Genomic DNA, 15,804 nt, shown 5'->3' on the forward strand with positions numbered 1-15,804 from the left:
TGTGCCGAGGATTGCCTCCATGCGGGATGCGCCGCCGTGTCCTACAGTGGTGGGGGCGTCGGCCACGGCACTTCGCTGCCGGCGCGTCATCCGCCAGGACAACAAGATCCGCATAACAAAGGAGACCAGGGCATGAAACGAACTGTCGGGAAAGCCGCGATGCTGTGCCTCGCCGCCACGCTGCTGTACGGCTGCGGCGGCGACGATGATGCGCCGGCGCAGAATCCGCCGCAGGCCGAAGAGAAGCGGCCGCAGGACGACCGCGCTTTCACCATGGATGCGGCCACGCTGCCGTTCGCGGCGCTGGCCGGCGCGCCCGATGCGGACCGCTGGTGGGGCGTGCAGGACGGCGCGGGCTACCGTATCGAAGTGCCGAAGAACTGGAACGGCCGGCTGGTGATGTACGCGCACGGCTATGCGGGCACCGGCGCGGCGCTGGCGGTGACTTTGCCCAGCATCCGCCGGCACCTGCTGGAGAACGGCTACGCCTGGGCCGCATCGAGCTACGCAAAGAACTACTATGACGTGCGCGCCGGCCTGGAAGACACCAACGCGCTGGCGCTGGTCTTCACCCGCATTGCCGCGCAGAACGGGCGCACGCTGGCGGCGCCGGCGCGCACCTACATCATCGGCCATTCGATGGGCGGCCATGTCTCGGCCGCCGCGGTCGATGACGAGAACATCCAGGCCGCCAATCACAAGGTGCGTTACCACGGCGCGGTGCCGATGTGCGGCGTGCTGGGCGATACCGAGCTGTTCAATTATTTCGGCGCCTACCAGACCGCGGCCCAGCAACTGGCCGGCTATCCGGTGACGGCGTGGCCGGCGGCCAGCTGGGCGCAGGTTGCCCCGGCAGTGCGCGCGGCGCTGTTCACCACTTACCCCGGCCAGACCACGGCGCAGGGCGATACCCTCAAGGCGATCGTGCGCAACCTGACCGGCGGGCAGCGGCCATTGTTCGACTGGGGCTTCGGCGGTCCGGGCGCGCAGGCGCTGCAGGACGCGGTGTGGAGCACCTTCGGCCAGGACGGCACGGTCAACGGCATCCTGACGCAGAACGTGGTCAACACCACCGGCATTACTTTCCAGTTCGACAATGACCCGGGGCAGTCGCCGGCGGAGCAGTCGTTCAACGCGGGCATCTTCCGCGTGACCGGCAGCGCCGACGCCAATCGCCCGCGCAGCGACGGCCTGCGCTGGATTCCCCGGACCAATGCGCGCATCGGCGTGCCGGTGGTGACGCTGCATACGCTGGGCGACATGTACGTGCCGTTCAGCATGGAGCAGATCTACAAGCGCCGCGCCGATGCCAACGGCACCGCGCAATGGCTGGTGCAGCGCGCCATCCGCGGCGTGAGCCATTGCGACTTCACCGTGGCCGAACAGGCCAGGGCCTTCGACGACATGGTCAACTGGGAGCAGAACGGCGTGAAGCCGGCCGGCGACGACGTGCTGGACGCCGCCACCGTGGCCAGCCCCGCCTACGGCTGCAAGTTCACCGACAACACGCTGGTGAGCGGCGAGGAAAGCCCGACCACGGCGGCGCTGCGGCCCTCGGTGGCGCAGGCGTTCCCGTGCACGCCCGGCTGATCGCCAAAGCGGATCGGCAACGCGGCGCGCGGCCGGGCCGCGCGCCGATTCTGCTACGCTAGGGCCCATTCCCTTGCTCCCGCCTGCGCCTGCCATCATGACCGGACCGACCCACGACCCCGACGCGCGCCGCATGGCGCCCGCCACCGAACGCAACCGCGAACCCATCCTCGCCGTGCTGCGCCAGGTGCTGCCCGCCCGCGGCACGGTGCTGGAAATCGCCAGCGGCACCGGGCAGCATGCCGTGCACTTTGCCGCGGCGCTGCCGGGGCTGACCTGGCAGCCGAGCGATCCGGACGAGGCCGCGCGCGCGTCGATCGCCGCCTGGACCGCGCACGCCGGGCTGGCCAATGTGCGCGCGCCGCTGGCGCTGGATGTCTGCCGCCAGCCGTGGGGCATCGACGCCGCAGACGCGGTGGTCTGCATCAACATGATCCATATCGCCCCGTGGGCCGCGGCCGAGGCGCTGTTCGCGGGCGCCGGCAAGCTGCTCGGTCCCGGCGGCGTGCTGTTCCTGTACGGCCCTTATCGCCGCGGCGGCGCGCACACCGCGCCCAGCAACGCCGCCTTCGACGCGCAGCTGCGCGCCACCGACCCCGACTGGGGCGTGCGCGACATGGAAGCCGTGATCGCGCTGGGCGCGGCGCAGGGCCTGCGCTGCGATGCCCCGGTGCCGATGCCGGCCAACAACTTCTGCCTGGTGCTGCGCAAATAGCGCCCCGCGCAGGCTTCAGCCGCGCATCAGCAACACCACCGCAGTGGCGATCAGGCATACCGCGAACCACGCGCGCAGGTGGCGCTCGGGCATCCGGTGCGCCAGCGCCACGCCCCATGAGATGGTCAGCATGCCGCCCAGCGACAGCGGAATGCCGCTGGCCCAGTCGACGTGGCCGGCATGGGCATAGGTGGCCAGCGCCACCACCGCGCCGGGCGTCACCAGCGCCAGCGCCAGGCCCTGTGCCGCCGCCTGGCGCAGCCCGAACAGGCCGACCAGCGCCGGCGCGGCCACCACGCCGCCGCCCACGCTGAAGAAGCCGGAGAACAAGCCGCCGACCACGCCCACCAGCGGTATCCAGCGTGGCGAGAGGCGGGCCTGTTGCGCCGTCACCGCGCGCCCCGGCAGCAGCCGCCACAGGAAGTACAGCGCCATGCCGATCATGAACAGCGCAAAGATGCGCCGCAGCAGCTGCGCGTCCATCGCGGTGGCCGCGCGCGCCGCCAGCTAGGTCGCCAGCACCGCCGACAACCCGAGCACCACCGCCGTGCGCAGCGCAATGTCGGCGCGCTTGCGGTACTGCCAGAAGCCGATCAGCACATTGGGCGCGATCATCACCAGCGCGGTGCCCTGCGCCAGCTGCTGGTCCATGCCGAACAGCAGCCCCAGCGCCGGAATCGCGATCAGCCCGCCGCCGATGCCGAACAGCCCGCCCACCGCGCCGAGCAAACCACCCAGTCCGAAGATCAGCAGAGAGGGCAGCAGCACGTGGTCAGGCATCAGGGCAGGGGAGCAATGCGGGATTCAGGCCGGGTTCCGGAGCAAGCGGGGGGCAAGGCGCGGCGGCCTCAATCATACGCGAGCGGCCCGGCGAGGCGCTTTGCACTAAAATCGGCGGGGTCATTCGATCCTGCGCTGCGCGGCCCTGCCGGGCCCTGCCGCATCGCACCCGCCACGGAGAACACGATGAAGGTCCAGAACATCCTGCAGACGATCGGCAATACCCCGCATATCCGCATCAACCGGCTGTTCGGCAACGGCCATGAAGTCTGGATCAAATCCGAGCGCAGCAACCCGGGTGCCTCGATCAAGGACCGCATCGCGCTGGCGATGGTGGAGGACGCCGAACGCCGCGGCGTGCTCAAGCCCGGCGGCACCATCATCGAGCCGACCTCGGGCAACACCGGCATCGGCCTGGCCATGGTGGCCGCGGTCAAGGGCTATAAGCTGGTGCTGGTGATGCCGGACAGCATGTCGGTGGAGCGCCGCCGCCTGATGCTGGCCTATGGCGCCACCTTCGACCTGACCCCGCGCGAGAAAGGCATGAAGGGCGCGATCGCGCGCGCCGAGGAACTGGTCGCCGCCACCCCGGGCGCATGGATGCCGCAGCAATTCGAGAACCCGGCCAATGTCGACGTGCACGCGCGCACCACCGCGCAGGAGATCCTGAACGATTTCCCCGAAGGGCTGGACGCGCTGATCACCGGTGTCGGCACCGGCGGCCACCTGACCGGTTGCGCCAGGGTGCTCAAGGAAAAATGGCCGCGGCTTAAGGTGTTCGGCGTCGAGCCGGTGGCGTCCCCGGTGATCTCCGGCGGCGCACCGGCGCCGCATCCGATCCAGGGCATCGGCGCGGGTTTTATCCCGAAGAACCTCGATACCGCATTGCTTGACGGCGTGATCCAGGTCGACGCCGAGCCCGCGCGCGAGATGGCGCGCCGCTGCGCACGCGAGGAAGGCATCCTGGTCGGGATCTCGTCGGGCGCCACCCTGGCGGCGATCGCGCAGAAGCTGCCCGAACTGCCCGCCAACGCGCGCGTGCTGGGCTTCAACTACGACACCGGCGAGCGCTACCTGACGGTCGAAGGGTTCCTGCCCGCGTAAGCGCCTGAGCGCCCGGCCATCGGCGCGGGGCGCTCAGAACGCTTCGTTGATCTGGAAGTAGGCCCCGCGCGTGCGCCGGCCGAAGCCGGCATCGAGGCGCACGTTGACGCGCGGCTTGAACTCGAAGCGGTAGCCGATGCCGGCGTTTGGCAGCCAGTGCGCCGAGGGCAGGTCGCCCGGCTTGGGCGCAATAGAAAAGCGGATGCCGATGTCGCCGCCGCCGCGCACCGTGCCGAGCATGCCATAGACGTTCATGAACGGGAACAGCCACGGCGCCCAAACCGTTTGCAATGGCCGCGTCCGGAAGAAAGACTAAGATCTCTCGGTGAAAACGTTCATATCGCGCCGGCACGCCATTCAGCGCGACAACAGGCCGTGCCGCTTGTGCCAGTCCGCCAGCGATTCCTCCGGCCACGTGTCGCAGTGCACATGGCCCTTCCCCTTGGGCACGTCGACCCAGGGCGCCACCGATTCCAGCGAGGCCTCCACCACCTCCGGCGGGCGCGGCAGCGGCGTATCGATGGCCGAGGCATGGGGATACAGCAGTTCAGGCCAGCGCGGATCCCACAGCCACAGCGCGCTGCCGCACTTCACGCAGAAATGCCGCTGTGCCGGCGAGCGCCGCGCGCGCTTGCCGGGTTCGCGCAGCACCGCGTGGTAGACCCCGAGGTGCTTGCGCCCGCGCACGCGCAGCGTGGCGGCATCACCGCCGATGTTGATGGCATAGCCGCCGCCGCCCGCCGTCTTGCGGCAGATCGAGCAATGGCAATGCATGTAAGGGCAGGGCGAATCGGCTTCGAGCGAGAAGTGAACCGCGCCGCAATGGCAGGAGCCGTCGAGATGCATGGAGGGGCCTTTGCACGTTGGCGTTCATGACAGTCCATTGACTGTAGAAAACCGCCGGCAAAAGTGCCAAGGCCGGGCAGGAACCTACTGCGCCTTGCGGAATGTGAGATTGATGCGCAATGACCCCAGCAGCGGATGGTCGCCATCGGCCAGCGGCGCCACGCCGTGGAACGCCAGCCGCGATGGCCCGCCCCATACCACCACGTCGCCATGCGCCAGCCGTACCCGCTGCGGCTTGTCGGCACGGCGCATGCCGCCGAACAGGAACACCGCCGGCAGCCCCAGCGACACCGAAACGATGGGCGCGCTCAAATCGCGCTCGTCGCGGTCCTGGTGCAGCGACAGCCGGGTGCCCGGCACATAGCGGTTGATCAGGCAGGCATCCGGCGCAAAGCCGGCATAGCCCGCCTGCGCCGCCGCGTTCGCGGCCAGCGCGCGGAAACTCGCGGGCATTTCGGGCCATGCGTGTCCGCTCAGCGGATCGACCGGGTCATAGCGATAGCCGCGTGCGTCGGAGACCCAGCCGAGCGCGCCGCAGTTGGTCATCGCCACCGACATCTTCAGGCCGCCGGGGGTGACCATGTGCCGCCACGGGGCCAGGGCCACGATGGTTTGCGCGTCGACGAGCAGCACTTCGGCATTTGCCCGCGCCGCGCCGCGCAGCACGGCGGCGCCGTCGGCGAGAGGTTCGATGGCGAGGGTGGCGGCGCTGTCTTCGGGCAGGTCGTCGAACAGGTCGAACGTCATGGTGGGGAGGGTGCTGCCGAGGCCAGGCGGGTTCAGGCGACCTTCAGTTCCAGCCGCTTGCCCAGCGCCCGGAACGCGGCTTCGATCGTGTCGATCTTGGTCGCATGATCGAGGTTGACGATGCGCTGCACTTCTTGCTTGCGAGTGTGCAGCCGGCGTGCCAGCTCCGCCTGCGTGACCCCCTGTGCGATCATCTCGTTGAGCAGCAGCACCTTTGCCGACATGCTTGCCGGCAGCTCTACCAGATGCTGTCCGCGTCCGGCCTTCGACGGCAGCGGCACCGGGCGGCCATCCTCGAAATAGAACTCCATGGCCGTGGCAAGCGCATCGGCGGCCATCTCCCGGGCCTGCTCGATAGTGGCGCCGCTGGTCAGGGCTTCGGGGATATCGGGAAACGAGACCGCAAAGCCATCGCCGTCGGGGACGATGTTGGCGGGAAAACGCAGCATATTGAAACTCCTTTGGCGAAAGGGGCGGGTACGTCTTGCAGGCTTACGACAGGCCGAGTTGCTTGAGGATCGCCTTGCGCAGCCCCTCGCCGATTTCATGGCTGGGATGCCTCGGCAAAGTCGACTGCCTGCCATTGAGATACACCCTGATGTGCTTTGCCCCTTCGCTGAACGTCGCGCCTTGTCCGGCAAGCCATCGCCGAAATTCACTTTGCTTCACCCGAAACCTCCTGTCGCTCAGCGGGATTCAGGGTAAGCAAAAATGTTTATGTATTCTAGCAGCAATACGTCCATTCTTGTTGCAGCAAAGTATCCGGGCTTCCATGCTTGGTCACTTCTGATATGACAAGGCCGCCCTTGAGGCGGCCTTGCTCTCTTGTCCGGCCGCGAAACAAATTCGCGCGACGGAGTCCTTTACGCAAACGTATCAATCTCCCCCCGCCCCAGCACGCGCGCGGGCCGTGCCGTAGCACCTGCCGCTGGCACCGGCTCTGCCGCCGCTATCGCAGCGCCACCAAAGCCGGCTTGTCCGCGCCCTTGCCCCGGCGCCTGCTGTTGCTGCCCGTTGCCGTTGCCTGCCTGGCCGGCAAAGCCATCGGCGCCCACCGAGGTGTGTCCCAGCTGGATGCCGTTTTCCGACAGCGCGGTGCGCAGGTGCGGCAGCGCGGCCTCGACCGCGGCGCGCACGGCCTGGTGCGGCGAGACGAATTGCGCCTGGGCCTGGTCGTTGACCACGTTGAGCACCACCTTCAGCGGTCCCAGGTCGGGCGGGTTCAGCTGCAGCTCGGCGCTTTGCTGGCCTTGCGTGCCGAGGCGGATCATCTGCTGGCCCAGGGCCTGCGGCCACTGGCTGTCGTACAGCGGGGGTGCGACCACCGGCCGGCTGGCGGCAGCGGCGGCAGCGGCCGGGGTGGGCTGGCCGGCCAGCGTGGCGGCCAGCGCCGGGGTGCCGACGGGGCTGGCCGCGGTGGTCTCGCCAGCGCGTGCGGCCGCCTGCGCGGCGGCGAACGCGGTGGCCGCGGACCGGGCCTCGGGCGCGGCCGTGCCGGCGGCGAGCGGGTCGCCGCTTTGCTGGCCAAGGCCGCTGTCAGGTCGATGTCCCGATCCGCCTGCCGATGCGCCGGCATCCTGGCCGGGCAGGTCCGCTTGCGGGCGTGCCAGCGCGGCGCCCGCAACGGTCTGCGTGGCCGGGGCTTTGGCGTCGGTGCCGGCGCTGCCGCCGGGCTGCATCGCCGCGCGCTGCGAGGCGATGGTGGCCAGCGTGTCGGCGACCGAAGGCTGCGCCGGGCGGGCGTCGGCGGAGGCCGTCTGCAACGCGTCGGGCAAGGCCGTGCCGGCGGCCGTGTCGGTCGTGGTGCCTGCGTCGGCCTGGGTTTGCGCGGTGGTGTCGGGCGTGGCGGTGCCGCTCAGCGCCGCCTGCAATGCCGCGGCACTGCCGGTGCCGGCCATGCCGGCCACTGCAGCGCCTGCCGTGCCGGCTGGCGTGGCGGCGGGGGGCGCCGGTGCGACGGCGGGCAGCATCAGCGCCAATGCGGCGGCGGCTGCTTCCGTCGGCGTTGCCGCGGCGGCGTCTTCCTTATCCTGATCCTGGTCCTGGTCTTCAGCAGCGGGCTTCTTGCCGGTGGCGGCGGCGGGCTGGGGCTTGCCGGCGTCTGCCGGCGCGGCAGCCGGGCGCGCGGCGGGCTTGTCGCGCGCCACGGTCTCCCTGGCGGCGGGCGCCGGTGCGGCGGCCTGGTGGCTGTCGCGGGCGTTCGACAGCGCGTCGCGGAAGCCGCTGGTGGCGGCGTCGGCCGTCGCGCGCCGGGCACCTTCGACCGCATTGGCGGCGCTGCTGACAATCTGGCTGATATCGATCATGGGTGTTCGCTACGATGTGGCCTGGCGGATGGCTTGCGCCCAGGCGTTGTTCAGGCTTCGCTCAGGCGGCCGGCCGTGGTACGGGCCAGGCGCGCGGCGTATTCGTCGTTGGCGCGCTGTTCGCGGCGGGCGGCAATCTGCTCGTGCTTCGCTTCGGCGCGCGCGATCAGCGTGTCGAACGAGTTCAGGCGGCGCTTCTGGTGCTGCCAGCGGCTGCGGCCGGCCAGCAGGTCGGCCTCGGCCTTGGCCAGCGCCACGCCCTGCTGGCGGATGGCCTGGTCCAGCGAATCCAGGAAGCGCGAGAAATCCTGCCAGCGGCTTGAGCTCATGCCTTGCGCCGCCACCGCCTGCATGCGCTCGCGGTATTCCTGGCGATACTGCGTCAGCTGGTTGAGCTGCAGCTCCGCCTGCGTGCGCAGGCCCTGCAGCCGCCCCAGTTCGCGCGCGGCGGTGTCGGTATCGGTCTGGGCCAGGTCAGCCAGCGTGTTGAGCGGTGAATGCTTGAGCATGTTCACTCCTGTCGAAGAGGCGGTGCAGCGCGGCGATGGCGTCGGCGTAGCCGGCGCGCTCGTGGATATCCTGCTGCAGGAAGGCTTCCATGCGCGGATGCAGCTGGATCGCCAGGTCCAGCTCCGGGTCATTGCCGGGCACGTAGGCGCCCACGCTGATCAGGTCGCGGTTGCGCTGGTAGCGCGACATCAGCTGCTTGAAGCGGCGCACCGAGCCAAACTGCTCGTTCGGGATCAGCGCCGTCATGGCACGGCTGATCGAGGCCTCGACGTCGATGGCCGGATAGTGGCCGGCTTCGGCCAGGCTGCGCGACAGCACGATATGGCCATCGAGGATGGCGCGCGCGGAATCGGCGATCGGGTCCTGCTGGTCGTCGCCTTCGGTCAGCACGGTGTAGAAGGCGGTGATCGAGCCGCCGCCCTCGGGGCCGTTACCGGTGCGCTCGACCAGCGTCGGCAGCTTGGCGAAGACCGACGGCGGATAGCCCTTGGTCGCCGGCGGCTCGCCGATCGCCAGCGCAATCTCGCGCTGGGCCATGGCGTAGCGCGTCAGCGAATCCATGATCAGCAGCACGTGCTGGCCCTGGTCGCGGAAATACTCGGCCAGCCGCGTCGCATAGGCGGCGCCCTGCATGCGCAGCAGCGGCGAGCAATCCGCGGGGGCAGCCACCACCACCGAACGCGCACGGCCCTCGGGGCCGAGGATGTTCTCGATGAATTCCTTCACCTCGCGCCCGCGTTCGCCGATCAGCCCGACCACGATCACGTCGGCGCTGGTGTAGCGCGCCATCATGCCGAGCAGCACGCTCTTGCCCACGCCCGAGCCCGCGAACAGGCCCATGCGCTGGCCGCGGCCGACGGTCAGCATGCCGTTGATCGCGCGCACGCCGGTGTCGAGCACGGTTTCGATCGGCGCGCGCATCAGCGGGTTGATCTGCTCGCCGGCCAGCGGCACTTCCATCGCCGCGGCAAGCGAGCCGAGCCCGTCGAGCGGGCGGCCGGCCGCATCCAGCACGCGGCCCAGCAGGCCGGGGCCGACCGGCAGGCGCTTGGAGCCTGGCTCGCGCGGCGCGGTGGCGCCAGCCGGTTGCGGCGACGGTTCCAGCGGATAGACACGCGCGCCGGGCAGCAGGCCCACCACGTCGGATTGCGGCATCAGGTAGAGGCGGTCGGCGCCAAAGCCGACCACTTCCGCTTCCGCGGTGCGCGGGGCGTTGCTGTCGGTGGTGAACTGTCCGGCCGGCAGCTCGATCAGGCAATCGCTGCCCACCGGCAGGCGCAGGCCCACGGCTTCCAGCACCAGCCCCGCGGCGCGCGTCAGGCGGCCGCAGCTGCGCTTGCTGTCGAGCCCGGCGATGCCGGCCGCGGCGCCGTTGAGCGCGCCGATCCAGCGTTGCGTGTGGGCCTGCGGCGCGTCCGCTGCGGGGGTGGCCGTGGCTTGCGCGCTATCAGGCATGTGGCGGCTCCCACGGGTCATCGCGGCCCAGTGCCTTGACCACGCGGGTCCAGCGCGTGGGCAGCGTGGCATCGCGCTCGCCGCTGGCGGCGCTGGCGATGCAGCCGCCACGCGCCACCGACGGATCGGCGCGCACGGTCCAGCCGGCGGCGGCGAGTTCGCCTTGCAGGTGGGTCTCGACCAGTGCCACGTCGTCGGGATGCAGCAGCAGGCTGGGCGATCCGGACAGCGCCGGTTCGCTGGTCAGCAGCTCGCGCACCGCCGGCAGCAAGGCCGCTGGGTCTTGCGCCAGCGTCGCGCGCACCAGTTGTCGCGCCACGTCCAGCGCCAGCGACACCAGCGCGCGCGCGACTTCGTCATCAACGCTGCCGAGCGCGACGCGGAAATTGCTGGCCAGCGCCTGCAGCTGCGCGGCTTCGTTGCGGGCGGCTTCGAGGCCGCGCGCATAGCCTTCGCGGTGGCCGTCCCCGTAGCCCTGGGTCTGGCCCTGGGTGTAGCCCTGGGCATAACCTTCCTTGCGCGCGCCTTCGCGCATCGCGTCGAGGGCGGCAAAATCGATCGGCGGCGGTGCGGGTTCGGCCGGCATGGCGGCCAGGGCCTCGGGCGGCTCCGCATGCCGGGAATCGAGCGAGCCCATCTGCCAGCGCTGCCAGCCGGCGGCACCGCCACGCGCACGGCGCGGCGGCTCGAACGGCGCGAAGCCGCCCGTACCGGCGGCCGCGCCGTGGCCGGCCAGGGACGAGAGCGAATCCGCGCCCGACGCGCGGCGCGCGCTCCCGCGCTCGGGGTCTGCCTCAGACATAGGCATCGTCGCCTCCGCCGATCTGCACTTCGCCCGCATCCGCCAGGCGCCTTACCACCTGCAGGATGGCCTTCTGCTCGGCCTCGACCTGCGACACGCGCACCGGGCCCAGCGCGTCCAGGTCCTCGCGCAGCATCTCGCCGGCGCGGGTGGACATGTTGCGGATGAACTTGTCGCGCAGTTCCTGCGGCGCGCCCTTGAGCGCGACGATCAGCGACTCGGTGGCGATTTCCTTGAGCACGCGCTGGATGCCGCGGTCGTCGACCTCGAGCAGGTTCTCGAACAGGAACATCTCGTCGATGATCTTCTGCGCCAGGTCGCCGTCGTGCAGGCGCACGCCGTCGATCACGGCCTCTTCGTGCGCGGTGCTCATCAGGTTGATGATCTCGGCCGCGGTACGCACGCCGCCCATGCGGCTGCGCTTCAGGCTCTGGCCCGCCAGCAGCTTGGTCAGCACGTCGGTCAGTTCCTGCAGCGCGCCCGGCTGCACGCCGCCGAAGGTGGCAATGCGCAGGATCACGTCGTTGCGCAGGCGGTCGGTGAACAGCCCCAGCACCTCGGACGACTTCTGGCGATCCAGGTGGATCAGGATGGTGGCGATGATCTGCGGGTGCTCGTCGCGGATCAGCTCGGCGATCGCCGTGGCATCCATCCAGTTGAGCGAGTCGATGCCGCCGCCCGGATCGCGCGACTCCAGGATGTCCTCGATCACCGACTGCGCGCGCTCCTCGCCCAGCGCCTTGTTCAGCACGCTGCGGATAAACGCGCCGGAGTCGACGTTCAGCGCCAGGTATTGCTCGGTCTCGGCGCGGAACTCGCCCAGCACCTCGGCCATTTCCTCGCGCGTGACCGAGCTGAGCGTGGCCATGGCCGAGCCCAGCTCCTGCACTTCACGCTGCGACAGGTGCTTGAACACCTCGGCGGCGGCATCCTCGCCGATCGCCATCATCAGCACCGCGCTCTTCTGCAGGCCGGATTCAGAGATGCCCTTAGCGGTTGTCATGGCTAATCCAGTTCTTGATCACGCTGGCGACCAGGCGCGGGTCGCGCTGGGCGGCGTCGCGCACCAGCGCGAGGTCGCTTTCATACTTGGCGGCAAGCCGCAGGATTTCCGGATTGGCCGGCTCTTCCGGCGGCAGCAGTACCGCCTCGGTCTCGTCCCGGGGTTCGGGCGCGGGCAGCGGCGGCGTGGTGTAGCGGCGCAGGATCGGGCGCGCCACCTTGAACCACGCGAACAGCGCCAGCAGTGCCAGCAGCAGGTAGCCGGCCAGGGTCTTGCCCAGTGCGATCATGTCGGGCTGCTTCCACAGCGGCAGTTCGGGCTCGGCCTTCTCGCGCTCGGCAGTGAAGGGGCTGTTGACCACATTGATGGAGTCGCCGCGGTCGACCGAAAACCCCATCGCTTCCTTGGTCAGGTTCTGGATCTGCGCCAGCAGCGCCGGCGGCAGCGGCTCGGCCACGAGCTTGCCCTTGGCATCGGCCTGCTGGCGGTAGTTGACCACCACCGCCACCGACAGCCGGCGCACGCCGCCCGGGGCCTGCTGCACATGGCGCACCGAGCGGTCCAGTTCATAGTTGACGGTGGAATCGCGGCGGTTGCTGCTCGGGCCGCTGGCTGCAGTGGACGTGGCTCCCTGCGCGGCCTGCCCGGGCTGGCCCGCTGCCGGCGCGCCGGCCTGGCCCGGCGCCTGGCCCGCGCGCGGCGTCTGCGGCGTGGTCACGGGCGCGGCGGCGGCCGCGGGCGGCTGGTTCGACAGCGCGCCGGGCACGCCGCCCGGGGGCGTCGCGCCCTGCTGGGCCGATTCGCTGGTCTGCTGGCTGCGGATCGCGGTGCGGGTCGGGTCCTGGTTGGGCTTGTAGCTCTCGTCGGTGTGCTCGACGATGGAGAAATCGACGTCTGCGGTGACCTGCGCGCGCACGTTGTCCTTGCCGACGATCGGCGTCAGGATCGCCTCGATGCGCTTCAGGTAGTTCTGCTCCAGTGCCTGCACGTACTTGAGCTGGGTGGCGTCGAGCATGCGCTCGTTGCCGGTGTTCGACAGCAGGTTGCCGTGCTGGTCGACAATCGAGATCGACTTGGGCGTCAGTTCCGGCACGCTCGACGACACCAGGTGGCTGATCGCCGCGACCTGGCCCTCATCGATGGCGCGCCCCGGGTACAGCTGCAGCACGATCGATGCGGTCGGCTTCTGGCGCTCGCGCACGAACAGCGTCGGCTTGGGGATGGCCAGGTGCACGCGCGCGGACTGCACCGCGGCGATCGACTCGATCGAGCGCGCCAGCTCGCCTTCCAGCCCGCGCTGGTAGTTGACCTGCTCGGCAAACTGGCTGATGCCGAACTTCTGGTTGTCCATCAGCTCCATGCCGGCCGTGCCGCTCTTGGGCAGGCCTTGCGAGGCCAGCCGCAGGCGGGTCTCGTGCACCTTCTCGGCCGGCACCATCACGGCGCCGCCGCCTTCGGCGAACTTGTACGGCACGTTCATCTGCTGCAGCGACTGCAGCACCGCGCCGCCGTCGCGCTCGGACAGGTTGCTGTACAGCACCTTGTAGTCCGGGCCGCGCGACCACAGCACGCCCACCGCAATCGCGGCGGCCAGGGCCGCGCCGCCCAGCATCAGCGGCAGCTTCGGGTTGGCCTTCAGGCGCTCCAGCACTTCGGCCGGACGCCCGGGCAGTGCCACGGCCGCGGTCATGCGCGTGCTCCGGACCCGGCGCGGCGAGGCGCGCGGCGGCACCGGCGATGCTGACCGCCCTGGTCGTCGGCGCGGCTCACGGCACGGCTCACATTACGCTGCAGAGAAAACACGCGTACTCCCGAATCGATGGTTGTCTGGTGATCTCCGGGGGCAGCACGAGTCGACAGCCCGCGCTCCTCCGGCACGGTGGCAATGATCGGCCAGACTTGAGCGGCACAATCCGGTGAATAGACCGGGTTTTCCGGCCGATTTCGGTCCATGGGCCGGCGGCGGCGGCGGGTACTCTGCGGGGGCTGAAACTGGGTGCGAACCGCCTGAGGCCTGCTTGCCGGCAGGCTGGCTCTGATGCAAGGGGCGCGCCACAAGACGAACCGAGCCGGTACGCCGGTCTACGACGAGCCAAATGACCACTATCTCTTCCATCGAGGGCATGCTGCAGCAACTGCGCGGGATGTCCCAGGTTGCCTCGGGCAACACCGCCAGCCAGTCCGCGGCGCCGGTCGGCGGCGGCTTTGCCGGCGAGCTGCAACGCTCGCTCGGCCGCATCAACGCCGCGCAGGAGCGCGCCTACGGCCAGGCCGAGGCGTTCGAGCTGGGTAAGCCCGGCGTGGCGCTTAATGACGTGATGATCGACCTGCAGAAGGCCAACGTGTCGTTCCAGACCGGGGTGCAGGTGAGGAACCGGCTGGTGGCGGCGTATCAGGAGATGATGAATATGGCGGTGTAGGGCCAGTCCTCTGAAAGGCAAACGACCCCTGCACCGCTCCTGCGGGCAGGGGTCGTTTGCATTCCGGCGCGTCAGACGCGGAAGTATTCTTCAATCGCCGGCTGCGCCACGGGCCTGCAGACCAGGTCGCCGCCGTTGCCGGCAAACACCAGGCAATGGCCCGGCGTGTCCCGGTTCACCACGCCGACGCCCTGCGCGATCACCGATCCCGCGCCCACCTGGCTGCGCCCGATGATGGCAGAGTTCGGGTACATCACCACGCCGTCGCCGATGACGGGCGCGGCACCATGGTTCTTGCCGACCGTCGAGTTCTGGTAGAGCACCAGGTAGTTGCCGTAGGTGGCCTTGGCCAGCACGATGCCGATGGAGTGGCCGATAAAGAACACTTCCGGCATCTCGATCTCATAGAACAGGTCGATGCCGTTGAGCGCCTTGTTCAGCAGGAACAGCCGCGTGCAGGCCTGCGCGTCGCGCTCGTTGCGCCAGATCGTATTGGCTAGGTAATAAAGGTACTGGCAGTATTGGCTGGAATGCAGGTAGTTGAAGCTGCCCGGCTTCCACATCCTGACCGCATCGATGCAGCGGCCCGTGCGTTGCAGCGCTTCATCGAGGTTGCGCGCAATGAGCGGCAGCATGGCGCCGGCTTGCCCGTCGGGCACCAGGGCGCCGACCTGGGCGCAGGTGTAGGCGGCCAGACTTGCGCGGGATTGTCCGATCAGTTCCATTGCTGAATCTCTCCAAGCCGGGCGTCCACCAAGTCGCGCACGTCGCGCGGGATCACGTTCAGGGCGTGCAGCCGCTGCACGCTGCAAAGCGGTGCCGATTGCGGCGCGGTCGAGCGCGCCAGCGCCACCGACCAGCCGCGCCGCGCAAACACTGCGGCCAGCTCGGCGTTCGATACATTGGCGCCGCTGGCGACGTTGAAGATGCCGGCGGCGGCGCTATCGCACAGCCTGGCCAGCGCGGCCACCACGTCGTCCAGGTGGATATAGTCGCGCACGAATGCCGCGTCAGTTTCCAGCCGGAATTCCCGCTCACGCCCGGCGCGCTGCAACCACTCGGACAGGAAGCCCGGCGCGCCGTCTTCCCAGTCAAAGACGCACGACAGGCGCGCCACGGCGGCGCGGCCCTGTGCCTGCGTCAGGCACAGGTTCTCGCCCAGGGCCTTCGACAGGTCATAGAGCGCCCGCGGGTTGGCGGGATCGAGCGTCAGCGGCGCGGCCTCTTCGCCCACTGCCAACGCGGCACTGTCGTAGAGCCGCGTCGATGACAGGTAGACCAAGTGAGCGAAGCGATCCGCGCGCAGCACGTCGGCAAGCAGCCCGACATGCGCCTGCACCGTGTCGAACGGGCGCGCGGCGTAGTCGGCGGTCAGGCCGGCGCAGTAGTAGACCTGGCCCAGGTCGCGCGCCAGCAGGTCGGGATCCCCGCGCTCGGGGACATACACGCTGCGTCCGGCACGGCGCAGCGTGTCGGCCAGCCGCCGGCCGACAAAACCGGCCCCGCCGATGACGGTACATTGCATG

The 15,804-nt window shown here is 69.8% G+C and carries 17 protein-coding genes and 1 pseudogene; 4 read left to right on the forward strand and 14 right to left on the reverse strand.

What is annotated here, in order from left to right:
- The first annotated feature begins 132 nt into the window (after positions 1–132).
- A complete protein-coding gene (locus ACOCMH_RS04230) occupies positions 133–1,590 on the forward strand; it encodes an alpha/beta hydrolase family protein (protein ID WP_427307926.1) in 1,458 nt (485 codons plus the stop codon).
- Between the two features lie 97 nt (positions 1,591–1,687).
- Positions 1,688–2,305 (forward strand): DUF938 domain-containing protein, encoded by a 618-nt coding sequence (locus ACOCMH_RS04235; RefSeq protein WP_427307927.1) that lies wholly within the window; start codon positions 1,688–1,690, stop codon positions 2,303–2,305.
- Positions 2,306–2,320: 15 nt separating this feature from the next.
- On the opposite strand, the pseudogene ACOCMH_RS04240 reads toward ACOCMH_RS04235, so the two are convergent.
- Positions 2,321–3,085: pseudogene (locus ACOCMH_RS04240) on the reverse strand (sulfite exporter TauE/SafE family protein).
- Between the two features lie 186 nt (positions 3,086–3,271).
- On the opposite strand from ACOCMH_RS04240, the gene cysK reads away from it, so the two are divergent.
- Entirely contained in the window at positions 3,272–4,189 is a 918-nt protein-coding gene (cysK, locus tag ACOCMH_RS04245; RefSeq protein WP_427307928.1) for a cysteine synthase A, read from the forward strand.
- A 33-nt stretch (positions 4,190–4,222) separates the two neighbouring features.
- On the opposite strand, the gene ACOCMH_RS04250 is transcribed toward cysK, so the two are convergent.
- From ACOCMH_RS04250 to fliF, 11 genes are all read right to left on the reverse strand, one after another.
- Positions 4,223–4,480: a hypothetical protein gene (locus ACOCMH_RS04250; protein ID WP_427307929.1), complete on the reverse strand. Its 258-nt coding sequence runs from the start codon at positions 4,478–4,480 to the stop codon at positions 4,223–4,225.
- Positions 4,481–4,546: 66 nt separating this feature from the next.
- Positions 4,547–5,035 carry a GFA family protein gene (locus ACOCMH_RS04255; RefSeq protein ID WP_427307930.1) on the reverse strand — a complete coding sequence of 163 codons (489 nt, stop codon included), beginning with the start codon at positions 5,033–5,035 and terminating at the stop codon, positions 4,547–4,549.
- Positions 5,036–5,119: 84 nt separating this feature from the next.
- Positions 5,120–5,782, reverse strand: coding sequence for a DNA oxidative demethylase AlkB (alkB, locus tag ACOCMH_RS04260; protein ID WP_427307931.1), 663 nt, complete (start codon positions 5,780–5,782; stop codon positions 5,120–5,122).
- 32 nt (positions 5,783–5,814) lie between these two features.
- Positions 5,815–6,231: a type II toxin-antitoxin system HicB family antitoxin gene (locus ACOCMH_RS04265; RefSeq protein WP_012356941.1), complete on the reverse strand. Its 417-nt coding sequence runs from the start codon at positions 6,229–6,231 to the stop codon at positions 5,815–5,817.
- 43 nt (positions 6,232–6,274) lie between these two features.
- Positions 6,275–6,451: a type II toxin-antitoxin system HicA family toxin gene (locus ACOCMH_RS04270; protein WP_427307932.1), complete on the reverse strand. Its 177-nt coding sequence runs from the start codon at positions 6,449–6,451 to the stop codon at positions 6,275–6,277.
- A 194-nt stretch (positions 6,452–6,645) separates the two neighbouring features.
- Positions 6,646–8,088 (reverse strand): flagellar hook-length control protein FliK, encoded by a 1,443-nt coding sequence (locus tag ACOCMH_RS04275; RefSeq protein WP_427307933.1) that lies wholly within the window; start codon positions 8,086–8,088, stop codon positions 6,646–6,648.
- 50 nt (positions 8,089–8,138) lie between these two features.
- Positions 8,139–8,597: a flagellar export protein FliJ gene (fliJ, locus tag ACOCMH_RS04280; protein ID WP_427307934.1), complete on the reverse strand. Its 459-nt coding sequence runs from the start codon at positions 8,595–8,597 to the stop codon at positions 8,139–8,141.
- Positions 8,563–10,053, reverse strand: coding sequence for a flagellar protein export ATPase FliI (fliI, locus tag ACOCMH_RS04285; RefSeq protein WP_427307935.1), 1,491 nt, complete (start codon positions 10,051–10,053; stop codon positions 8,563–8,565). The genes fliJ and fliI overlap by 35 nt, the downstream gene beginning before the upstream one ends.
- Positions 10,046–10,861, reverse strand: coding sequence for a flagellar assembly protein FliH (gene fliH, locus ACOCMH_RS04290; RefSeq protein WP_427307936.1), 816 nt, complete (start codon positions 10,859–10,861; stop codon positions 10,046–10,048). The genes fliI and fliH overlap by 8 nt, the downstream gene beginning before the upstream one ends.
- Positions 10,848–11,858, reverse strand: coding sequence for a flagellar motor switch protein FliG (fliG, locus tag ACOCMH_RS04295; protein WP_115702290.1), 1,011 nt, complete (start codon positions 11,856–11,858; stop codon positions 10,848–10,850). The genes fliH and fliG overlap by 14 nt, the downstream gene beginning before the upstream one ends.
- Positions 11,845–13,548, reverse strand: coding sequence for a flagellar basal-body MS-ring/collar protein FliF (gene fliF / locus ACOCMH_RS04300; RefSeq protein ID WP_427307937.1), 1,704 nt, complete (start codon positions 13,546–13,548; stop codon positions 11,845–11,847). Before fliF ends, fliG begins: the two co-directional genes overlap by 14 nt.
- A gap of 406 nt (positions 13,549–13,954) precedes the next feature.
- Here fliF and fliE point away from each other — a divergent pair, with 406 nt between their 5' ends.
- The gene (gene fliE, locus ACOCMH_RS04305; protein WP_115214578.1) at positions 13,955–14,278 is read left to right on the forward strand and encodes a flagellar hook-basal body complex protein FliE; all 324 of its coding nucleotides are present in this window, start codon (positions 13,955–13,957) and stop codon (positions 14,276–14,278) included.
- 71 nt (positions 14,279–14,349) lie between these two features.
- On the opposite strand, the gene ACOCMH_RS04310 is transcribed toward fliE, so the two are convergent.
- Both ACOCMH_RS04310 and ACOCMH_RS04315 read right to left on the reverse strand, forming a co-directional pair.
- Entirely contained in the window at positions 14,350–15,003 is a 654-nt protein-coding gene (locus ACOCMH_RS04310; RefSeq protein ID WP_427307938.1) for a hypothetical protein, read from the reverse strand.
- Complete coding sequence (locus ACOCMH_RS04315; RefSeq protein ID WP_427307939.1) at positions 14,994–15,803, reverse strand: NAD-dependent epimerase/dehydratase family protein; 810 nt, start codon at positions 15,801–15,803, stop codon at positions 14,994–14,996. Before ACOCMH_RS04315 ends, ACOCMH_RS04310 begins: the two co-directional genes overlap by 10 nt.
- Between the last annotated feature and the right edge of the window lies 1 nt (position 15,804).

It is taken from the genome of Cupriavidus sp. H39 (assembly GCF_050271075.1).
GTDB classification, from domain to species: Bacteria; Pseudomonadota; Gammaproteobacteria; order Burkholderiales; family Burkholderiaceae; genus Cupriavidus; species Cupriavidus necator_B.